The 18736-nt window shown below is 35.7% G+C and carries 14 protein-coding genes; 13 read left to right on the plus strand and 1 reads right to left on the minus strand.

The window, feature by feature from the left end:
* From nuoD to recO, 8 genes are all read left to right on the plus strand, one after another.
* Positions 1 to 1488 (plus strand): NADH dehydrogenase (quinone) subunit D (nuoD, locus tag HAW63_01920; GenBank protein MBE8162728.1); only part of this gene is annotated, 1488 nt, incomplete at its 5' end.
* 23 nt (positions 1489 to 1511) lie between these two features.
* Positions 1512 to 2000, plus strand: a complete 489-nt coding sequence (locus HAW63_01925; protein ID MBE8162729.1) for an NAD(P)H-dependent oxidoreductase subunit E — start codon at positions 1512 to 1514, stop codon at positions 1998 to 2000.
* Positions 2001 to 2013: 13 nt separating this feature from the next.
* On the plus strand, positions 2014 to 3309 hold the full coding sequence (gene nuoF / locus HAW63_01930; protein MBE8162730.1) for an NADH-quinone oxidoreductase subunit NuoF: 1296 nt from the start codon (positions 2014 to 2016) through the stop codon (positions 3307 to 3309).
* 2 nt (positions 3310 to 3311) lie between these two features.
* The gene (locus tag HAW63_01935; protein ID MBE8162731.1) at positions 3312 to 4862 is read left to right on the plus strand and encodes a 2Fe-2S iron-sulfur cluster binding domain-containing protein; all 1551 of its coding nucleotides are present in this window, start codon (positions 3312 to 3314) and stop codon (positions 4860 to 4862) included.
* 49 nt (positions 4863 to 4911) lie between these two features.
* Complete coding sequence (locus tag HAW63_01940; GenBank protein MBE8162732.1) at positions 4912 to 5427, plus strand: NADH-quinone oxidoreductase subunit I; 516 nt, start codon at positions 4912 to 4914, stop codon at positions 5425 to 5427.
* Positions 5428 to 6780: a magnesium transporter gene (gene mgtE, locus HAW63_01945; GenBank protein MBE8162733.1), complete on the plus strand. Its 1353-nt coding sequence runs from the start codon at positions 5428 to 5430 to the stop codon at positions 6778 to 6780.
* A 235-nt stretch (positions 6781 to 7015) separates the two neighbouring features.
* Positions 7016 to 9169 (plus strand): copper-translocating P-type ATPase, encoded by a 2154-nt coding sequence (locus tag HAW63_01950; GenBank protein MBE8162734.1) that lies wholly within the window; start codon positions 7016 to 7018, stop codon positions 9167 to 9169.
* A gap of 42 nt (positions 9170 to 9211) precedes the next feature.
* Positions 9212 to 9898 (plus strand): DNA repair protein RecO, encoded by a 687-nt coding sequence (gene recO, locus HAW63_01955; GenBank protein MBE8162735.1) that lies wholly within the window; start codon positions 9212 to 9214, stop codon positions 9896 to 9898.
* A 41-nt stretch (positions 9899 to 9939) separates the two neighbouring features.
* Here the strand turns inward: recO and ligA are convergent, their stop codons facing one another.
* Positions 9940 to 12108, minus strand: coding sequence for an NAD-dependent DNA ligase LigA (ligA, locus tag HAW63_01960; protein ID MBE8162736.1), 2169 nt, complete (start codon positions 12106 to 12108; stop codon positions 9940 to 9942).
* Positions 12109 to 12303: 195 nt separating this feature from the next.
* On the opposite strand from ligA, the gene gatC reads away from it, so the two are divergent.
* From gatC to HAW63_01985, 5 genes are all read left to right on the plus strand, one after another.
* Positions 12304 to 12585, plus strand: coding sequence for an Asp-tRNA(Asn)/Glu-tRNA(Gln) amidotransferase subunit GatC (gene gatC / locus HAW63_01965; protein MBE8162737.1), 282 nt, complete (start codon positions 12304 to 12306; stop codon positions 12583 to 12585).
* Between the two features lies 1 nt (position 12586).
* Positions 12587 to 14056 (plus strand): Asp-tRNA(Asn)/Glu-tRNA(Gln) amidotransferase subunit GatA, encoded by a 1470-nt coding sequence (gatA, locus tag HAW63_01970; GenBank protein ID MBE8162738.1) that lies wholly within the window; start codon positions 12587 to 12589, stop codon positions 14054 to 14056.
* Between the two features lie 54 nt (positions 14057 to 14110).
* Positions 14111 to 15541 carry an Asp-tRNA(Asn)/Glu-tRNA(Gln) amidotransferase subunit GatB gene (gatB, locus tag HAW63_01975; protein MBE8162739.1) on the plus strand — a complete coding sequence of 477 codons (1431 nt, stop codon included), beginning with the start codon at positions 14111 to 14113 and terminating at the stop codon, positions 15539 to 15541.
* Positions 15542 to 15547: 6 nt separating this feature from the next.
* Positions 15548 to 16426, plus strand: coding sequence for a hypothetical protein (locus HAW63_01980; protein ID MBE8162740.1), 879 nt, complete (start codon positions 15548 to 15550; stop codon positions 16424 to 16426).
* 132 nt (positions 16427 to 16558) lie between these two features.
* Positions 16559 to 18583, plus strand: coding sequence for a LysM peptidoglycan-binding domain-containing protein (locus HAW63_01985; protein ID MBE8162741.1), 2025 nt, complete (start codon positions 16559 to 16561; stop codon positions 18581 to 18583).
* The last annotated feature ends 153 nt before the right edge of the window (positions 18584 to 18736 follow it).

Here is an 18736-nt window from a genome sequence, read left to right on the forward strand (position 1 = left end):
CACATTACTCAAAAATTTGGAGTGGTGTATGAATTATTCTCCTCTTTAGATATGTCTCGACTACGAGTGAAGTTAGGGGTAAACGACTCCGAAGAAGTGCCTAGTATTACCTCGGTTTGGAAAGTGGCCAATTGGTTTGAAAGAGAAATTTACGATATGTTTGGTATTGTTTTTACCGGCCATCCGTATTTACATCGCCTATTAACTCACCATCAATTTCAAGGGCATCCTTTAAGAAAAAGTTACCCTGCAGATTATAATCAACCTTGTACAGAATCTTTACCCATTCACTTTGCCGATGATAAAGTGGACTTAGACCCCAATAGCTCGATGATACCTTTAAACATTGGCCCTTCTCACCCCGCCACCCATGGAACTTTACGAGTGATGTGCGAATTGGACGGAGAAAAAGTAAACAGAGCTAATGTAGAAATTGGTTACCTTCATCGCTGTTTTGAAAAAATGGCAGAAACACATCCTTATAATCAAGTTATTCCTTACACCGATCGGTTAAACTATTGTTCTGCTCCCATTAATAATGTGGCGTATTGCAAAACAGTAGAAAAACTATTGGGAGTAAATATTCCTTTGCGAGCGCAAGCCATGCGTATTGTTTTAATGGAATTGTCTCGCATTATCGATCACATTGTTTGTGTGGCAGCAAACGCGGTCGACTTAGGTGCTTTAACGGGATTTTTTCATCTATTTACTTATCGAGAAAAGGTTTACTCTTTGTTTGAAAAATTATGTGGAGCAAGGTTAACCGTTTCTTTAACTCGCGTGGGAGGAATGGCCCAAGACGCTCCTGATAATTGGTTTAAAGAGGTTTTAGAATTTTGTAAAGATATGTCCAAAGGAGTGGATGAAATTGACCAGTTACTAACGGGCAATAAAATTTGGATTAATCGAACGCGTGATGTGGGTAACATTACCACAGAAGAAGCGGTGGCTTGGGGTTATACAGGGCCTTTGTTAAGAGCCACAGGCATGAACCTAGATCTTAGAAAAGCTACTCCTTATTATGGTTACGAAACTTTAGATTTTGACATTCCCACAGGAACCTCTGGAGATTTGTATGACAGGTACTTAGTAAGAGTGGCCGAAATGCGAGAGTCCTTAAAAATTATTACGCAAATGTGTAAAAATATGCCTTCGGGAGATTACACCATTCGCGATAAAAGCATAGTGTTGCCAGAAAAAAAAGATGTTTATGGAAATATTGAATCTTTAATGAATCATTTTATGTTAGTGATAAAAGGAATTAAAAATAAACCTTTAGAAGTTTACGACGCCTTAGAAGCGGCTAATGGCGAGCTAGGTTTTTACTTAATTAGTGATGGTTCGGCTTGTCCTTATCGTTTAAAAGTTAGACCGCCTTGCTTTTCTATTTACCAATCCTTTCCCGAACAAATTATAGGAGTTCAGGTGGCCGATGTTATTGCTATTTTAGGAAGCATGAATGTTATTGCAGGAGAGCTAGACAGATAATTATTTTTTAGAAGGTAAAAACTATGTTTACAATATCAGAAAAAACTAAAGCATTTATTACTAAAGAAGTTTCTCGCTACGAAACAAAACGCTCTGCAATTATCCCTTGTTTGTTTGAATTACAAAAAGATAATCAGGGGTGGATTAATAATGACTGCATTGAATCTTTAAGCCAATTTATGAACATTCCCTCCAAAGACATTAATGAAGTTTTTCACTTTTATACTATGTTTAACAAACAATCAGTGGGAAACTTTCATATACAAGTGTGTTGCAACATTTCTTGTCACATGAACGGAGGTTTAGATTTGTTTCAAGTTTTAAGTGATAAGTTTAATATAAAGCCACAGCAAGTTAGTAAAGAGGGCTTGGCTATTTCTAAGGTGGAATGTTTGGGTTCTTGTGGAACAGCGCCTATGATGCAGGTTAATGAAAAATATTATGAAAACTTAACTAAAGAAAAAGCGATACAATTGGTAAACGATTTAGTGGCTAGTAAAAAGCAAAATTAAAAACGAGTTATTTATGGAAGTAAAAATTTTAACCCAACATTACGATAAGCCAGAGTATCAAAGTTTAGAAGGTTATAAAAAATACGAGGGTTACCAGCAATTAAAAAAAGCATTAACTTTAAAACCCGAGGCTATTACAGAAATGGTAAAGCAAGCGGGTTTAAGAGGTAGAGGTGGGGCGGGTTTTCCTGCAGGAGTAAAATGGGGCTTTTTGCCAAACAATGGTAAAAAGCGCTATTTAATTTGCAACGCTGACGAAGGGGAACCTGGAACTTTTAAAGATCGCGCAATGATGGACCGCGCTCCTCACCAGCTAATTGAAGGAATGATTATTTCCGCCTTTGCTATTAATTCTCCTAAATCTTATATTTATATTCGCGGAGAGTACTTTGAATCCAAAAGGATTGTAGAAAAAGCGATTAAAGAAGCTTATGCTGCTAATTTATTAGGGGATAACATTTTAGGCAGTGGCTTTTCTCACCACATGGATATTTACTCTGGTGCTGGAGCTTATATTTGCGGAGAAGAAACGGGTTTAATTTCTTCTTTAGAGGGAAAAAAAGGACAACCTAAATTAAAGCCACCTTTTCCAGCTATTGAAGGGTATTTGGCTCATCCTACTATTGTAAACAATGTGGAAACTTTAGCTGCCGTAACTATAATTATTCGTGACGGAGTTGAGGGTTACAGAAAATATGGAACAGAAAAATCTCCAGGAACCAAATTATTTTCTGTTAGTGGAAATGTGGTTAAGCCAGGCAATTATGAAATTCCTTTAGGAACTCCTTTAAAGGATGTTATTTTTAATTTATGTGGCGGTTTAAAACAGGGCCGAAAATTAAAAGCCGTAATTCCAGGAGGCTCTTCGGCTCCGGTGTTAAATGAAGAAGAGGCTATGTCGGTAAATATGGATTACGAAGATTTAGCAGACAAAGGGTCTATGTTGGGTTCGGGGGCTATTATTGTTATTGATGATTCTAACTCCATGGTAGAATTGTTACAGGTGTTAATGCATTTTTATCATCATGAGTCTTGTGGGCAATGCACTCCTTGTAGAGAGGGGACGGGTTGGTTATCTAAATTATCTAATTCTATTTTAGAAGGATCTGCTAGTTTAAATGATGTAAAGTTATTAGAAAAAGTAGCTAACCACATGAAAGGAAAAACTATTTGTGCGTTGTCTGATGCTGCCGCTTTTCCTGTGTTAAGTTTTGTTTCTAAATTTAAAGAAGAATTTATTTCTGCAGCTACAGCCAATGTAGCTTTACAATTTCAGTCTAAAAATGGGCAAAGTTATAAAAGAGGGTAGTGATGTCAGATAAAAAAGAAAATTTAGTAAGCTGTGTAGTTAATGGAAAGTCGGTTACTGTTTCTAAAAACACCAGCATTATAAAAGCTTTTAAGGCGGCGGGCGAAGATATTGCTCATTATTGTTATCACCCTGGTTTAAGTGTAGCCGGGTGTTGTCGTTTATGTATGGTCGAAATTGAAGGCAACCCTAGAACGCAAATTGCTTGCAACACTATGGTAGCCGAGGGAATGAAAATTACTAACCAGTCCGAAAAAATTAAAGAAGATGTTCAGTGGGGTTTAGACTTTCATTTGTTAAATCATCCTTTGGATTGTCCAATATGTGATCAAGCCGGCGAATGTGGTTTGCAAGAACAATATATGAAGTTTGGTCAGTACGAACCAGAAATGAATCAAAACAAAGTGAAAAAAAATAAAGTAGTTTCTTTGGGTGAAAAAATTGTTTTAGATACCGAAAGGTGTATTTTGTGTTCTCGTTGTGTGCGTTTTACCGACGAAGTTAGTAAAACCCACGAGCTAGGTATTTTTAATCGAGGTGACCGCAGTGAGGTGGGAACTTTTAATGGTAAAGAGTTAAATAACGATTACGCATTAAACACGGTGGATATTTGCCCTGTGGGTGCTTTAACTTCTAAAGATTTTCGTTTTAAACAACGGGTTTGGTACTTAAAAAGAGCAGAAGCTATTTGTACCGGTTGCTCCACGGGTTGCAGTATTTATTTAGATTATAATGACGAGGGTTTTTTTCGTGTTATGCCTAAGCCCAATGAAAATAATAATTCGTATTGGATGTGTGATGAAGGTCGAGACTTGTACCAACATTTAAATCCAAAAAAGCGATTAGTACAAGTTTGCCCCTCCCAATCCATTAACGCTTCCTCTTCGGAAGAGGCTGTGCAGGGTTTAAAAACGACATTAGAAAACATAACCGACAAAACCAAAGTGGGTGTTTTAGTTACAGGACAATATTCTGTAGAAGACTACCAAGCGTTTTTCTCTTCCATAAAAGAAAAAACCTCTATTGAAAAAGTGTACCATTGGTTTGATCAAAAAAATTCTGAAAACGACTTTGATGATTTATTAATTAGAGGAGACAAAAACCCAAACACAAAAGGTTTGTTGTCTGTAACAAAAGATTTATCTTTAAATCTTGTAGATAGTTTGGAGTTAAAAAACACAGCTAGTCATTTAGATGTATTAATTGTTTTAGGCCCCGAGTATAACAAATTTTTCTCGACACTTGATGAAAAAATAGCAATGTTTAAAAAAGCAGGCCAGGTTTTTTATTTTTCTTCTGTGAAGTTAGAGGCTTTAGATGCTCTTTCTAATGTTACACAAATTCCTTTACCTAGTTTAGTAGAGAGGGGAGGCACTTATATTAATTACAAAGGTTTAGAACAAAAAGTAGCTATTTTGCCAAAAGTTATTTCTGGAATTTTAAACTTTAGTGAAATAGCTAAAGTATTAAGGGGAGAAAAAGTGCAACTAGAACCCGTGTTTTTAAAAACACAGAAAGTAAAAGACAATCAATTTAATTTTCAAAAAAAATAATATAAAAAATAATATAAAATACGGTTTAGAAAAATAACAGGAAGAAATCATGAAAGTTAATCACAATATAAAGTCATATTTTTTGCTAAGTATTTTTTCTGGAATGAAATTTACTTTTATTAAAATGATTAAAAATCTTTTTAATAAAAAAAAGATGATCACTTTAAACTATCCAGAAGAAAAATACTCCTATGGCCCAAGGTTTAAGGGAAATCATATTTTAACGGTAAAAAAAGATGGGTCTTTGCGTTGCACAGCGTGTATGTTGTGTGCCACTAACTGTCCAGCACAATGCATTCGTATTACTGCCGACGAACACCAAGACAGCTCGGTGGAAAAGTACCCCATCAGTTATGAAATTGATATTTTGCGCTGTGTTTATTGTGGTTTTTGCGAAGAGGCTTGCCCTGTAGACGCTATTCGCATGGGGCCAGAGTGGCAAACTCCCGATACTAATGGCTCTCAATTTACTTATGATATTCGTTACCTTGCCCATCGCTCGCAATTAAAGGGCGGAGTAGAAAGTTCGCTAGATGATCACGAACGGCACAACTGGGGGATTTAATTGGAAGCTTCTATTAGTTTATTAGTTAACTCTATTCAAAAGCTGTACCACCGTAAGGCTTTAGAAAATATTCAAAAAATATTTGCCAAAACTCATTATGCAGATATTGCAGAAATTTTATCTCATTTTAGTTCAGAAGAAAGAATTGCATTATTTAATTTACTATCTTCGGGAAAAGACAAGTCTTCTGTGCTTAGTTACTTAAGTGAAACTATGCAAAAAGAAATTTTAGAAGCCTTGTCAAAAAAAGAAGTTTTAAATGTAGTTACAGGAATGGACTCCGATGATGTGGCCGACCTTTTAGCCACTTTGCCCGAGGAGTCGGTAAAAGAAATTTTAACCTCTATGGAAAAAAGTGATTCCACAGAAGTGGTTAATTTAATTTCTTACCCAGAAGATTCTGCTGGTGGGTTAATGAACTCTGACTTTTTGGCCTTTGACCAAAATTTTACTGTACAGCAGGCTATTGATTTTATTCAAAGCGAAGAATCAGAAAGCTTAATTACTTTTTATATTTATGTAGTAGCCGACGAAGATAAATTAATAGGAGTTTTAAATTTAAAGCAATTATTATTGGCAAAGAAAAAAGACATTTTAAAAGATTTAATGAAGCTAGATGTTATTTCTGTTTCTGTGGAAACCAACCAAGAGCAAGTGGCTAGGGTGGTGGAAAAATACGATTTTCTATCTGTTCCGGTGGTGGACCCGTCAGGATCTTTGGTAGGAGTTATTACTGTAGATGATGTTTTAGATGTTATTCGTGAAGAAGCAGAAGAAGAACTGTTACACCGTGGGCAAGCCGGCGGGGGTATGGAATCTTCGTTATTAGAACATTTTAAAGCTAGGTTACCTTGGGTTTTATTAACCTTTTTAGGAGGGCTTTTATGCTTTTCTATAGTTCATTTATTTACCGCCGAGTATAGAAAAGATGCCTTTATTGATTTTTGGTTATTAATTACCGCATCCTTACCTTTAATTTTATCTTTAGGCTCGGTGCTAAGCACACAATCGGCAACCATGACTCTTTCGGGAATTCGCGTGGGCATTTTTGAGAAAAAAAATATTTGGCTAAAACATTTTGCAAAAGAATTATGCTTAGGTTTATTTTTTTCTATTTTATTATTTTTATTATTATTTGTAGTGAGTTACTTTTTTCCCATTAAGCCAGTTTATGAAATATTAGTTTTAGGTATAGTTTTTCAAGTATTTTTATCCTTGTCTTTAGGTTCTTTTGTTCCTTTAGTTTTTGAAAAATTGGGTTTAAATGCCACCGTATCAGCCTTGCCTTTTTTAACTATTTTATTAGATATTATTATCATTAGCTTGCTGTTTTACTATTTAAGTTTTAGTTAACTGTAGTTGTTTCTTTATTGCTCCTTTTTTGCAAGAGTGATATAGATTGATAATGGATAAATCAAAACCGCATTGCTGTGACTCGAAGCCAAAACCAAAACCATGTTGTGGCTCAAAGCCTAAGCTAAAGCCAAAACCATGTTGTGGCTCAAAGCCTAAGCCAAAACCAAAGCCATGTTGTGGCTCGAAGCCAACTCCTCCCGTGATAAATGGTAATGGTATTTTTTACTGTCCCATGCATTGTGAAGGAAAAAAAACTTACACCGCCCCCAAGGATTGCCCTGTTTGTGGTATGGATTTAGTAGAGCAGCCCAACCTTGCCCAGGGGCAGGTCGAAAGTGGCGAGCAAAAAATTTATAAAACCTTAGTTACAAAGTTAAAAATTGCTGCAAGCTTTTCGGTACCAGTTTTTATTATTGCTATGGCAGATTTAATACCAGGAAAACCTCTTGCCAGCATACTTAGTCAAGACAGTTGGAATTGGGTGCAATTTTTTTTAAGTTTACCAGTAGTGTTTTACGCGTGTTGGATGTTTTTTGTTAGAGCCTATAAGTCTATTATCACTTGGAATTTAAATATGTTTACCTTGGTAGGCATTGGCACGGGTGTGGCTTTTTTATTTAGTGTGGTGGCTTTGTTTTTTCCTCAACTTTTTCCCGAAGAATTTAAAACCTCTGCAGGAAGTGTTCATCTTTATTTTGAAGCCACAGTGGTGATTTTAACTTTAGTATTATTAGGACAAATGTTAGAGGCCAAAGCGCATAGCCAAACAGGTAGCGCATTAAAAATGCTTTTAAACCTTGCGCCCTCTAAGGCCATTGCTGTGATTGATGGTAAAGATAAAATAGTATCGGTAGACAGTTTACAAGTGGGTGATTTTGTAAGGATTAAGCCGGGCGAAAAAATTCCTGTGGATGGAAAAATAACTAAAGGGCAAAGCAGTATTGATGAGTCAATGATTTCTGGCGAGCCCATTCCTGTGGATAAGGTGGAGGGCGATAAAGTTAGGGCGGGAACAATTAATGGCACACAAACTTTTTTAATGTTAGCCGAAAAAGTGGGTTCAGAAACTTTGCTTTCTCAAATTATTAAAATGGTTAACGAAGCCAGTCGTTCGCGTGCGCCCATACAAAAGCTAGCAGACAAGGTTGCTAAATACTTTGTTCCTTCGGTGATGTTGGTTTCATTAGTGACTTTTTTTGCGTGGTTTATTTTTGGGCCAGAGCCTGTTTTTACTTATGCTTTTGTTAATGCGATTTCTGTTTTAATTATTGCTTGCCCTTGTGCTTTGGGCTTGGCCACTCCCATGTCAGTAATGGTTGGGGTGGGTAAGGCGGCACAGTTGGGCGTGTTAATTAAAAATGCCGAAGTGTTAGAGCTTATGGAAAAAGTGGATGTTTTAATTACCGACAAAACGGGAACCATTACAGAGGGTAAACCTTCGGTGGAAAAAATGGTTTCTTTAGAGGCAGCTTTGCCTTTAGGGGTTGTTTCACCTTTAAAGATGGCTTCAGAAAAAGAGTTAATACAATGGGTTGCTTCTTTAAACCAATATAGCGAGCATCCCTTAGCCACGGCAATAGTAAAATATGCCAAAGAAAGAAAAGTGATTTTTTTAGAAGCTTTTAATTTTCAATCCATTACGGGGGAAGGTGTAACAGGTACAGTGGCTAATAAATCAGTAAGCTTAGGTAATCAAAAATTAATGCAAAGGAAAGGAGCGGTAGTTTCTGAAAACCTAATTAGCAAAGTTTTGTTAGAACAAAGGTTAGGAAAAACCGTTTCGTATATTTCTATTGATAACAAAGTTGTAGGTTATGTGGTTATTACGGACGCTATAAAACTCACTAGCATAAAAGCCATTAAACAGTTAACCAGCAAGGGCTTAAATATAATTATGATGACAGGAGATAATTTTAACACTGCCCAGGCGGTTGCTAAAAAATTACAACTTAGTCATTTTCAAGCAGATTGTTTACCCGAGGATAAATTAAATGCAATTAAAAAATTACAAAGTCAGGGAAAACTTGTTGCAATGGCAGGAGACGGAATTAATGATGCTCCCGCTTTAGCACAGGCCGATGTGGGTATAGCTATGGGGACGGGGGCAGATGTGGCTATGGAAAGTGCCAAGCTAACTTTGGTAAAGGGCGATTTACAAGGCATTGTTAAAGCAAAGTATTTAAGTTTTCAGGTTATAAAAAACATTAAGCAAAATTTATTTTTTGCATTTTTTTACAACATTTTAGGGGTGCCTATTGCCGCAGGAGTTTTATTTCCAGTTTTTGGAATTTTATTGTCTCCAATGATTGCCGCCGTAGCCATGAGCCTTAGCTCTGTGTCGGTTATTGTAAACTCATTAAGGTTAAAAAATATAGTGATAAAATAATTGATGGTTAATTTGTGTTGTTTAAAAGTTTGCATTTAATTTATGTTACAAAAAAAAGTTATTATTTTAAAAAAAATTAAATACGCAGAAGCCAATTTAATTTTACACACTTTAAGCAGCGAGGGAGAAAGGCTAAATTTTATAGCTCGCTCGGCAGCAAAAAGTTTTAAACGATTTTCTGCAGGTGTTTTAGAGCCTTTGCATTATTTAAAGGTTTCTTACACAGAGGCTAGGTCGGGAGACTTACATTTATTAAAAGAAGCACAAGTTATAGAAGATTTTTATAATTTAAGAACAAACTATGAGTGTTTAAATTTAGCCTTATACTTTTTATCTTTTGTAAGTCGACTAACTCACGAATCTTTAGATGACAATGAAGAGTTATTTAATTTACTAGGAAACACATTACAAGTTTTAAAAAAATTGAGTAAAGAGAAGGGCGCTCCATGCGCAGACGCAAGTGCAGATGCAAGCGCAAGTGCCAGCGCAGGTACCAACACTAATGCAGGCGCAAGTGCCGAGGCTTTAAGCCAACTAAAACTGCGCTTTGAAATAAAAGCCTTGCACCAACAAGGCGTATGCCCCGCAGACCTTTTTCACTCTAACTTATTGGCTAAACCAATTGGAGAGCACCCCATAGTTTTTTCTACCGAAGAATTATCCAAAGTAGAAGCCATAAAGCTAAAAGTTTACCACGCCCTAAAAGAATATTTGCCAAATTTTGAATAAGAAGGGGGATAGGCCCTCCTTTAAAACAGGGGGTCTGCCTCTTAAAGTTTTAATTTCTGCAACTGACCCCAAGACAGAACCTCGACCCCTAAATCTTTAGCTTTTTTTAATTTACTTCCAGATTTTTCGCCAGCAATTAAAAAATCAGTATTCTTACTAATACTGCTACTAACTTTTGCGCCAATATTTTCAAACCTTCTTTTTAGTTCCGATCTTTCTATTGGAAGGCTACCTGTTATAACAATAGTTTTGTTATATAATTTATTATTAGTATTTGTAACCGCTACAGGATTAATAATATTTAAATTTAATTTTTTTATTTTTTTAAGCTCTGTTAAATTATTAGAATCTTTTAAATATTGAGATAAAAAATCTGCCACCGTTTCGCCAATATCTTCTAGCTCGATAAGTTCTTTTTTTATTTTGGAGGCACTCATCTTACTTAAATCCATAAATCCGTTAAAATTTTTACAATATTTAGCCAAAGTTAAAGCAGTTTGCTGACCTATAAATCTTATTCCTAAAGAGTAAATTAATTTATCTAAATCAACTGTTCTACTGTTTTTTATACTATCTAAAATATTTTGAGAAGATTTTTCTGCCATTCTTGGCAAGCTTAATAGCTGCTCTTTTTTTAATAAAAAAATATCAGAAAAATATTTAATTAAATCTTTTTTTATTAAAACCTCAATCCATTGAGCCCCAAGTTTATCAATATTCATAGCTTTTTTAGAAACAAAATGAGCAAACTTTTCTTGTATAATATCATTGCAATAAATATTTTTACACCTTTGAACTTTGTCTAAAGCTTTACCTAAAACTTTATCTTCTTTTGGTGTTTCTATTTTACTATTGCAGCTTGGACACTTACCAGGCATTTGAAACTTTTTTAAACCTTTCTTTCGTTTTTGCAAATTAACTTCACTAATTTTAGGGATAACATCACCAGCCCTTTCAATGAAAACAAAATCGCCAATACGAATGTCTTTTCTATGAATTTCTTCTTGATTGTGTAGGGTAGCGTGTTGAACAATTACCCCTCCCACATCTACAGGCTGCATAACAGCCACTGGTGTTAAAGCACCGGTTCGCCCCACCTGAATAATAATATCGATTACTTTTGTTTCGGCTTGAACGGGTTTTAATTTTAAAGCAATGGCCCATTTGGGATGATGGGAGGTTTGCCCTAAAATATTTCTAAAAACAGTTTCATTTAATTTTATCACCAGTCCATCAATGTCATATAAAAGTTTGGATCGCTGCTTTTCTATTTCTTTGTATATTTTTGGAAGCTGTGTTTTTAATGCGTTAGCCTTTACTAAGTATTGTTTTTTTATATAAGGAATTTTAAAACAATCCATTAGTTTAAAAAAATCTGATTGCGAGGTTAAAATATTTTTAGATGGCTGGTTTTTAGAATCAAATTTTATTTTACCTATAGAGTGAGCAAAAAATTCTACTCGCCTTTCTTTAGTAATTTGTATATTTTTTTGCCTAACCGCACTAGAGGCCAAGTGTCTAGGAGTGGAAAACATTTTTTCTGCCTTTTCTTTTTGCAGAGTATTTAATGCTAAAAAATTTTTTTTGCTAACAACGACCTCGCCACGCAACTCTAAATAAAGAGGAACAGACCCCTTTAAAGGAAGGTTCTTTCCCTTTAGACCACTTAAGTTTAAAGGCAGGTTCTTTGCCATTTTTATGTTGTCTAAAACATTTTCTCCGGTTATTCCGTCGCCGCGGGTAATGGCTTCTGATAAAACGCCATTTTTATAAACAATAGATAATGCAATTCCATCTAACTTTTGTTCAATAATATAAGAAAAATTATTTTGTATTTCTTCGTCTTCTTTATTTAAATCGGTATAAATTTTATTATGAAACTCCATGGTTTCGTTTAAAGAGTAACTATTTTTTAAAGAAAGCATGGGGTTTTTATGCTTACTTTTAGAAAAGTTTTTTAAAACGGGCGCGCCCACAGGTTGGTCTACAGCAATTTTTTTATTTTTCTTTAATGTTTTTTCAAATAAAGAGACTAGTTGGTCGTACTGAAGGTCGGGCACTATTTCTGTATCGTGGTTATAGTACTGGTAGGAAAGGTCGGTTAAAAGACTGTTTATATTGGCAATTTGCTTTTGGTTTAGTTTATCCTTATCTTGTAGAAGTTGTATAAACTGATTAACTTTTGCGGAGGGTATTTTTGGCTTAGCCATATCCTCTTGTATAGTGCTTTATTGTATTTTTGTCACCTTAAATTGTACAGCAATTAGCAATTTTTTTGAAAAAATATAGCCTTTTCCCTCTTGATTTCCTTCCTAAGCCCAAGTAAATTTCCCTCTTAATTTCCTTCCTAAGCTCAAGTAAATTTCCCCCTTGATTTCCTTCTAAATCCCAAGTAAATAAGCTTCATGAGCACAGTCAAAGATATTCAAAAAAAAGCCTGCATTAAACTCTCTAAAAAAGAAGAAGCCTACTACGAAAATGCTTTTTCTGAGATTTTAAAATATGTGCAACAAATTGTTTCTGTAAATAGTAAAGAAGATACTCCCATATATACACATGATCATATCCCTAAGCAATTACGAGAAGACACTGTGGAAAATAGCACAGTGGTTAATTCTATTTTAGAACAAGCTCCGCAAAAAGAAGGAAACTATTTTAAAGTTCCACCTGTTTTAGGGGGAAAGTAAAATGCCCTGGATAAATAAATCAGTATACGAATTAAAAAACGCTTTAGAAAAAAAAGAAGTGACTGCTGTGGAGCTGTCGCAGTCTTTGTTAAGTCATGCGAAAAAACACAATAAAAAAATCAACGCAATTATTTCTTTTAACCCTAAATTATTAGACGAAGCAAAAGACAGTGATCAGCGTAGAGCCACAAATACTCTTAAGGGAGAGTTAGACGGCATACCCATTGTGGTTAAAGATATGTTTTGCACAAAAGGTTTAAAAACCACAGCAGCATCTAAGATGTTAGAAAACTTTATTCCGCCTTATTCTTCCACAGTGGTTAAAAATTTACAAAACGCGGGAGCTTTACTTTTAGGAAAAGCTAACCAAGATGAGTTTGCTATGGGTGGGACTAATGAATATTCTTATTTTGGAAATTGTTTAAACCCATGGAACACCGACTATGTAGCAGGGGGCTCTAGTGGTGGTTCGGCAGCTAGTGTGGCTGGTGGTTTTGCACCCTTGGCATTGGGGACAGATACAGGAGGTTCTGTAAGGGAGCCGGCTCATTTTTGTGGAGTGGTGGGGTTAAAGCCCACTTATGGCAGGCTAAGTCGTTACGGAGTAATATCTTTTGCCTCTAGTTTAGATCAGCCTGGAATTATGGGTAAGCAAGTTAAAGATGTGGCTTTGGCTTTACAAGTTTCTAGCTCTTATGATCCAAAAGATGCAACTAGTGCCAATTGCGAGGTTCCTCATTTTAGTAAAAACATTACCTCTAATATTAAAGAAAAAAAAATTGGATTACTATTGCCAGAAAACGGCGTGGACAAAAACATTGTTGAAAAGTTTAATGCAGTTAAAGAAATATTAAAAGAACAAGGTTGCAAGATTGTTCCCGTGTCTTTTTCCTATTTATCTAGCGTTGCTTGTGTGTATCATATTATTGCTTCCAGCGAAGCCTCTAGTAACTTGGCTCGTTACGATGGAGTAAGATACGGGTACAGTGCCGACTTTAGCAAAAAACCAGCAGAAAATTTAATGGACTTTTACGCCACTTCAAGAGCCGAGGCTTTTGGAGAAGAGGTAAAGCGGCGTATTTTATTGGGAACTTATGTTTTATCTAGCGGCTACTATGATGCTTATTATAAAAAAGCTTGTCAGTTGCGCTATTTAATTGCTCAAGAATTTAAAAAGATTCTTCAATCAGTGGATTGTATTTTGTCACCAGTTTCGGGAGGGGTGGCGTTAAAAGTTGGTGCTAATAAAGATAATTTAAGTAAAAATTATGACCACGATTGGTTAACTGTTGGTGCTAATTTAGCAGGCTTGCCAGCTTTAAGTGTGCCTGCGGGGTTTTCTGATAAAGGTTTACCCATTGGGTTACAGTTGCTGAGTTCGCATTTTCAAGAGCAAACAATTTTAGATGTGGCTTTAAATATTGAAGAAAATTTGCAAACCTATAAAAAGAAAAATAGTTTTTGCAGTTAGTATTATAATCCGCAAAGGCTATGTTTTATGGTTGTAATTAATGAGGAGTAAAAATTGGCAGTACAAGATTGGCAAGTAGTTATTGGCTTAGAAATTCATGCCCAATTATCTAGTAAAACAAAAATGTTTTCTTCAGACTCCACAGAGTTTGGTCAAGAGGTGAATAAAAACACAAGCCCCACAAGTTTAGGTTTGCCAGGTGCCCTGCCTACAATAAATAAAAAAGCGGTAGAATTGGGTGTAAAAATGGGTTTAGCGCTTAACTGCGATATTCGAAAAAATTTTAGTTTTTCTAGAAAAAATTATTTTTATCCTGATTTGCCAAAAGCTTATCAAATTTCTCAACACCAAGACCCCGTTTGCGAAAAAGGCTATTTAGAAATTTTTTTTAATGGTGAGTTTAAAAAAATAGCTATTGAAAGAGCTCATTTAGAAGAAGATGCAGGAAAATCTTTACATAAAGAGGGGGCTACTTTAGTAGACTTTAATCGCTCGGGAGTTCCTCTTTTAGAAATTGTTTCTGAGGCCGTTTTAACTAGTCCTAAAGAGGCAGCAGAGTATTCTAGGCAAATGAGGCAGTTATTACTATATACCCAAGTTTGTGATGGTAATTTACAAGAAGGGTCTATGCGCTGTGATTGTAATATTAGTTTATGTAAGCCGGGAGAACCTTGGGGTACAAAAGTAGAAATTAAAAACATTAACTCTTTTAAGTTTATTGAAAAGGCTTTGGATTATGAAATTAAACGCCAAGCTAAAGTTTTAGAATCAGGAGAAAAAACTGTGCAAGAAACAAGGCTATATGATGTTAAAAATAATGTCACCGTTAGCATGAGAGCTAAAGAAGATGCTCATGATTATAGGTACTTTCCAGACCCTGATTTATTGTCCGTCTGTTTAGAAGAAACAGACATTCAATCTTGGAAAAAAGATTTACCAGAGTTGCCTATACCAAAAATGCAGCGATTTATTAAAGACTATCAATTAAAACCAGAAGATGCCTTTGCCATTGCACAAAATCAAAACTTTGCTAATTTTTTCGAAAAGGTAGCCACACAAAGTAAAAATTTTAAGTCCTCTTACAATTGGATGGTGGGTGATGTTTTAAAGTATATGAATGAAGAAAAAAAAGAATTAAAGAATTTAAATTTTTCTAGCTCACAGTTAGCTCAATTAATTTCTTTAATAGACCAAGAAGTAATTTCTGGAAAAATTGCAAAGCTAGTATTTGCCGATATGATGAAAACTGGCAAAGACCCAGAAGCTATTGTAGAAGAAAAATCTTTAAAACAAATTACTGACGAAAAAGCCATTTTACATTTTATTGAAGACAGCTTAAAAAACTTTGATAAACAGTTGCAAGAGTATAGATCTGGACAAACTAAGTTGTTTGGTTTTTTTGTTGGTACAACTATGAAAGCCTCCGAAGGAAAAATTAACCCCGCTTTGTTAAATAAATTATTAAAACAATATTTAGATAAATAAAAACTTATGAAAATAGCTAGCTTAGACTTAGGGTCTAATACTTTTTTATTATTTATTGCCGAGGTAACAGAGGACGGTATTACCCAAGTGCTTTATGACGAAACACAAGTGGTTCGGCTTGCCGAAAAAGTGCAATCCACGGGATTGCTGCAACCAGAAACTTTAAAAAGAGTAGAAGCTTGTTTTCAAAATTACGCAAAAAAAATTCAACACTATCAAGTCGACAAAGTAGTAGCCGTTGCCACGAGTGCTGCCAGAGATGCTAAAAATTCTGAAGAATTGGTAAGTTTGGGAGAAAAATATAACATTCCCATTAAAGTTATTTCGGGAAAACAAGAGGCTGGCTTAACTTATAAAGGTTCATTATATAACTTGCCCAATTTAGGGCCCAACCCTTTGGTTATAGATGTTGGAGGTAGTTCGACCGAGGTTATTGGCTCTCATTTTTTGCATAGTTTTAATATAGGAAGTGTTAGGCTTGAAGAAGCTTGTGTTAAAAACGATCCTTTAAAAGAAGAAGATTTTTTGTCTTTGCAAAAATTTGTAGATAAGGCTTTGGAAGGGCTCCCTTTACTAAATTCCAGTTCTGTTGTGGCTGTGGCAGGAACCCCAACCACTTTGGCTTGTTTGTTAGAAGAAAAAGATTTTTTATATTCTAGGGTGCATGGAAAAACCATTAGTGTAGAAAATTTAGAAGTAATATTTAACAAACTTTCTAAAATGACTTTATTGCAAAGACAGCAAGTGATAGCTATGCCTGCTAAGCGTGCCGATGTTATTGTTCCTGGTTTATTTATTTTATTAAGCCTTTTAAAAAAATTAAAAGTAAAACACTTTTATGTTTCGGCAGCGGGCATTCGTTATGGCTTAGCTTTACAATCCTAAAAATTTATCACTAAAACGCCGTATTATACTAGCTGTTCTTAAGTCTGTATTTTATGGGGTCTTTTGCATTCAGTTAACTTCTTGTTAGGATATAGTTAGTAAAAAAGCTAATAGTTATGGAGTTATCAGCCTATGCGTAAACTTATTGTTTTATTATTGTGCATTGTATTTATGAGCTCTTGCTCGTGGTTTGGTTCTAAATCTTCTTCAGATATAAGTTCTTTAGATGCCGAGGTAGCAATGTTAGGTGATGAAGAAGTCTTGGCTTCAGACAACGACATAGAAAGCTTATCCAACAAAGCCTCTAAAGGTGCCTTTAGTGAAAAAGACGATCTTGGCGATTTAGATGAGTTAGACGAGGACGAGGACGAGGACGAGGACAGTAATGCCAGCGCTACTGAAGAAGACTCTGATAAATTAGCAGCAGAATTAGATTTAGATGATAACGAGCTAGATGTTGACGAACCCAGTGCGGACAATCTTAATGCCGAAAAACAAGACGAAGAAAGCGACGATGTAGCTGCAGAGAATTTAGAAGCAGAAGGTGAAGGCGCTTCTGTAACAGAGTCTGGGTCCGAAGAGGAAGCTGATGCTGATGTGGGTAAAAGCCAAAAGGATGAGGGTTCTTACTCTGATGGGTTTGTAGATGCTGATGGTTTTGACGGCAAAGTTTCACCAGAAAAAGGCCAAGCTAGTACGGATAAAATTAATGCCGACAGCACTTTTGAAGATTCTAATGAAGATTCTAATGAAGATTCTTTTTCAGACACTCCCGTTAAAACTTATGTTTCGGTAAAAAAAATAAAAACCGTTCCTTATATAAAAAATGATATTTTAGTAAATGCAGTATACATCGCCAGAAAAGGGGATACCTTAAAAGGCGTTAGTAATAAAATTTATTCTTTGTACAAAAAAACACAATTATTAAAAATTAATTCACACTTAAGAAAATATACTCAGCTTCCTGTGGGTACAAAAATTTATTATAATTCTCCAACACGGCCAGAAGATAGCACTAACTTATTAACTTATTACGAAGAGGCTAACCTAGAGCCACAAGCTTACACCACTATGGAAGGGGATAATTTACGCACATTGGGTAAGCAGTTGTTAGGGCATTCTAAATCTTGGCAAGAGTTGTGGGCCACTAATGCGGCGGTTGAGTCTAAGGGTGTTTTACCTGCAGGAATAAGCATCCGCTATTGGGGAAAGGCTAGTGCTGATGTTATTGACTCCCAAGGGGTAGCTAAAAATAAAGCTAAGCAACAGGCTGAACAAGATCAGGCAGAAGCTGATCTAGCTGTGGCAACACAAAAAAAACAAGAAGATAAATTAGCATTAGAAGCAAATTCTTTGGAGAGCCAAGCCGAACCCGTGGTGGACTCTACAGCAGGTGTGGACACAGATTCTGTAAAAAATTTGGCGACCAAAGAAAATGCTGTTGCTAAGGTTGCCGAAGCCAAAACCGAAACCGAAACCAAAACCGAAACCAAAACCGAAACCGAAGCCGAAGCCGAAACCCAAGCCGAAACCCAAGAGGTAGGTCAGGAAAAAGTAGAAGCCAAAATTCAAGAGATCGGTCAGGAAAAAGTAGAAGTAAAAACCCAAGAGGCAGATCAGTCGCAGGCTGAATTGGAAAATAAAATTCCTGAACAAGCAGTGCCAAAGATAGAAGTGTCTGAAAAAGTAGTGCAGCCTATAGCTAAGGTTGCAGCAGTAACACCAGTTGTTGTTGCCGAAAAAAGCTTTGTTGATCAAATTTTAAGTTTATTAGACGACGACGTAACTTTGTATGGTTTGATGGGGTTATGTATACTTATTCTTGCTTTTTTATTTATGCGCAAGCGTAAGGAACAACCCATAGACAACGGTAATAATGAAGATATCGAGCAATTAGATAGCAATACAGCTATGTTTTTAGGTGGTTCTAAAAAAGCCATGGGCGCCACTCAAGTGGATGCCACACAAATGGACGCCACACAAATGGACGCCACGCAAATGGACGCCACACAAATGGACGCCACGCAAATGGACGCCACGCAAATGGATGCCACGCAAATGGATGCCACGCAAATGGGTACTAATTTGGGCCTAGAAGATAGCGCTGATGTTTCGGTGTTTTTATCTGATGATGATGATGAAAAAGCTATTGGCTAAAAAAGCTATTAATTAAAAAAGCTACAGTCAGGCCACTTTTTTAAATATATTGCGAAGGATGTTTTGTTTAGTTTTGTTTTTTTGTTCTTCAAAATAAATAAGATCATCTATTAATTTTTTATCTTGCAAGGTCGTTCTAACAAATTGTAGCCC

It is taken from the genome of Pseudobdellovibrionaceae bacterium, from assembly GCA_015163855.1.
Classification (GTDB): domain Bacteria; phylum Bdellovibrionota; class Bdellovibrionia; order Bdellovibrionales; family UBA1609; genus JAAOIH01.

Coding starts and splice junctions, on each gene's coding strand:
- HAW63_01985 (MBE8162741.1), top strand. CDS start 16,559: ATGCGTAAACTTATTGTTTTATTATTGTGCATTGTATTTATGAGCTCT.
- gatC (MBE8162737.1), top strand. CDS start 12,304: ATGAGCACAGTCAAAGATATTCAAAAAAAAGCCTGCATTAAACTCTCT.
- gatA (MBE8162738.1), top strand. CDS start 12,587: ATGCCCTGGATAAATAAATCAGTATACGAATTAAAAAACGCTTTAGAA.
- HAW63_01935 (MBE8162731.1), top strand. CDS start 3,312: ATGTCAGATAAAAAAGAAAATTTAGTAAGCTGTGTAGTTAATGGAAAG.
- ligA (MBE8162736.1), bottom strand. CDS start 12,108: ATGGCTAAGCCAAAAATACCCTCCGCAAAAGTTAATCAGTTTATACAA.
- HAW63_01940 (MBE8162732.1), top strand. CDS start 4,912: ATGAAAGTTAATCACAATATAAAGTCATATTTTTTGCTAAGTATTTTT.
- HAW63_01980 (MBE8162740.1), top strand. CDS start 15,548: ATGAAAATAGCTAGCTTAGACTTAGGGTCTAATACTTTTTTATTATTT.
- recO (MBE8162735.1), top strand. CDS start 9,212: ATGTTACAAAAAAAAGTTATTATTTTAAAAAAAATTAAATACGCAGAA.
- HAW63_01950 (MBE8162734.1), top strand. CDS start 7,016: ATGCATTGTGAAGGAAAAAAAACTTACACCGCCCCCAAGGATTGCCCT.
- HAW63_01925 (MBE8162729.1), top strand. CDS start 1,512: ATGTTTACAATATCAGAAAAAACTAAAGCATTTATTACTAAAGAAGTT.
- nuoF (MBE8162730.1), top strand. CDS start 2,014: ATGGAAGTAAAAATTTTAACCCAACATTACGATAAGCCAGAGTATCAA.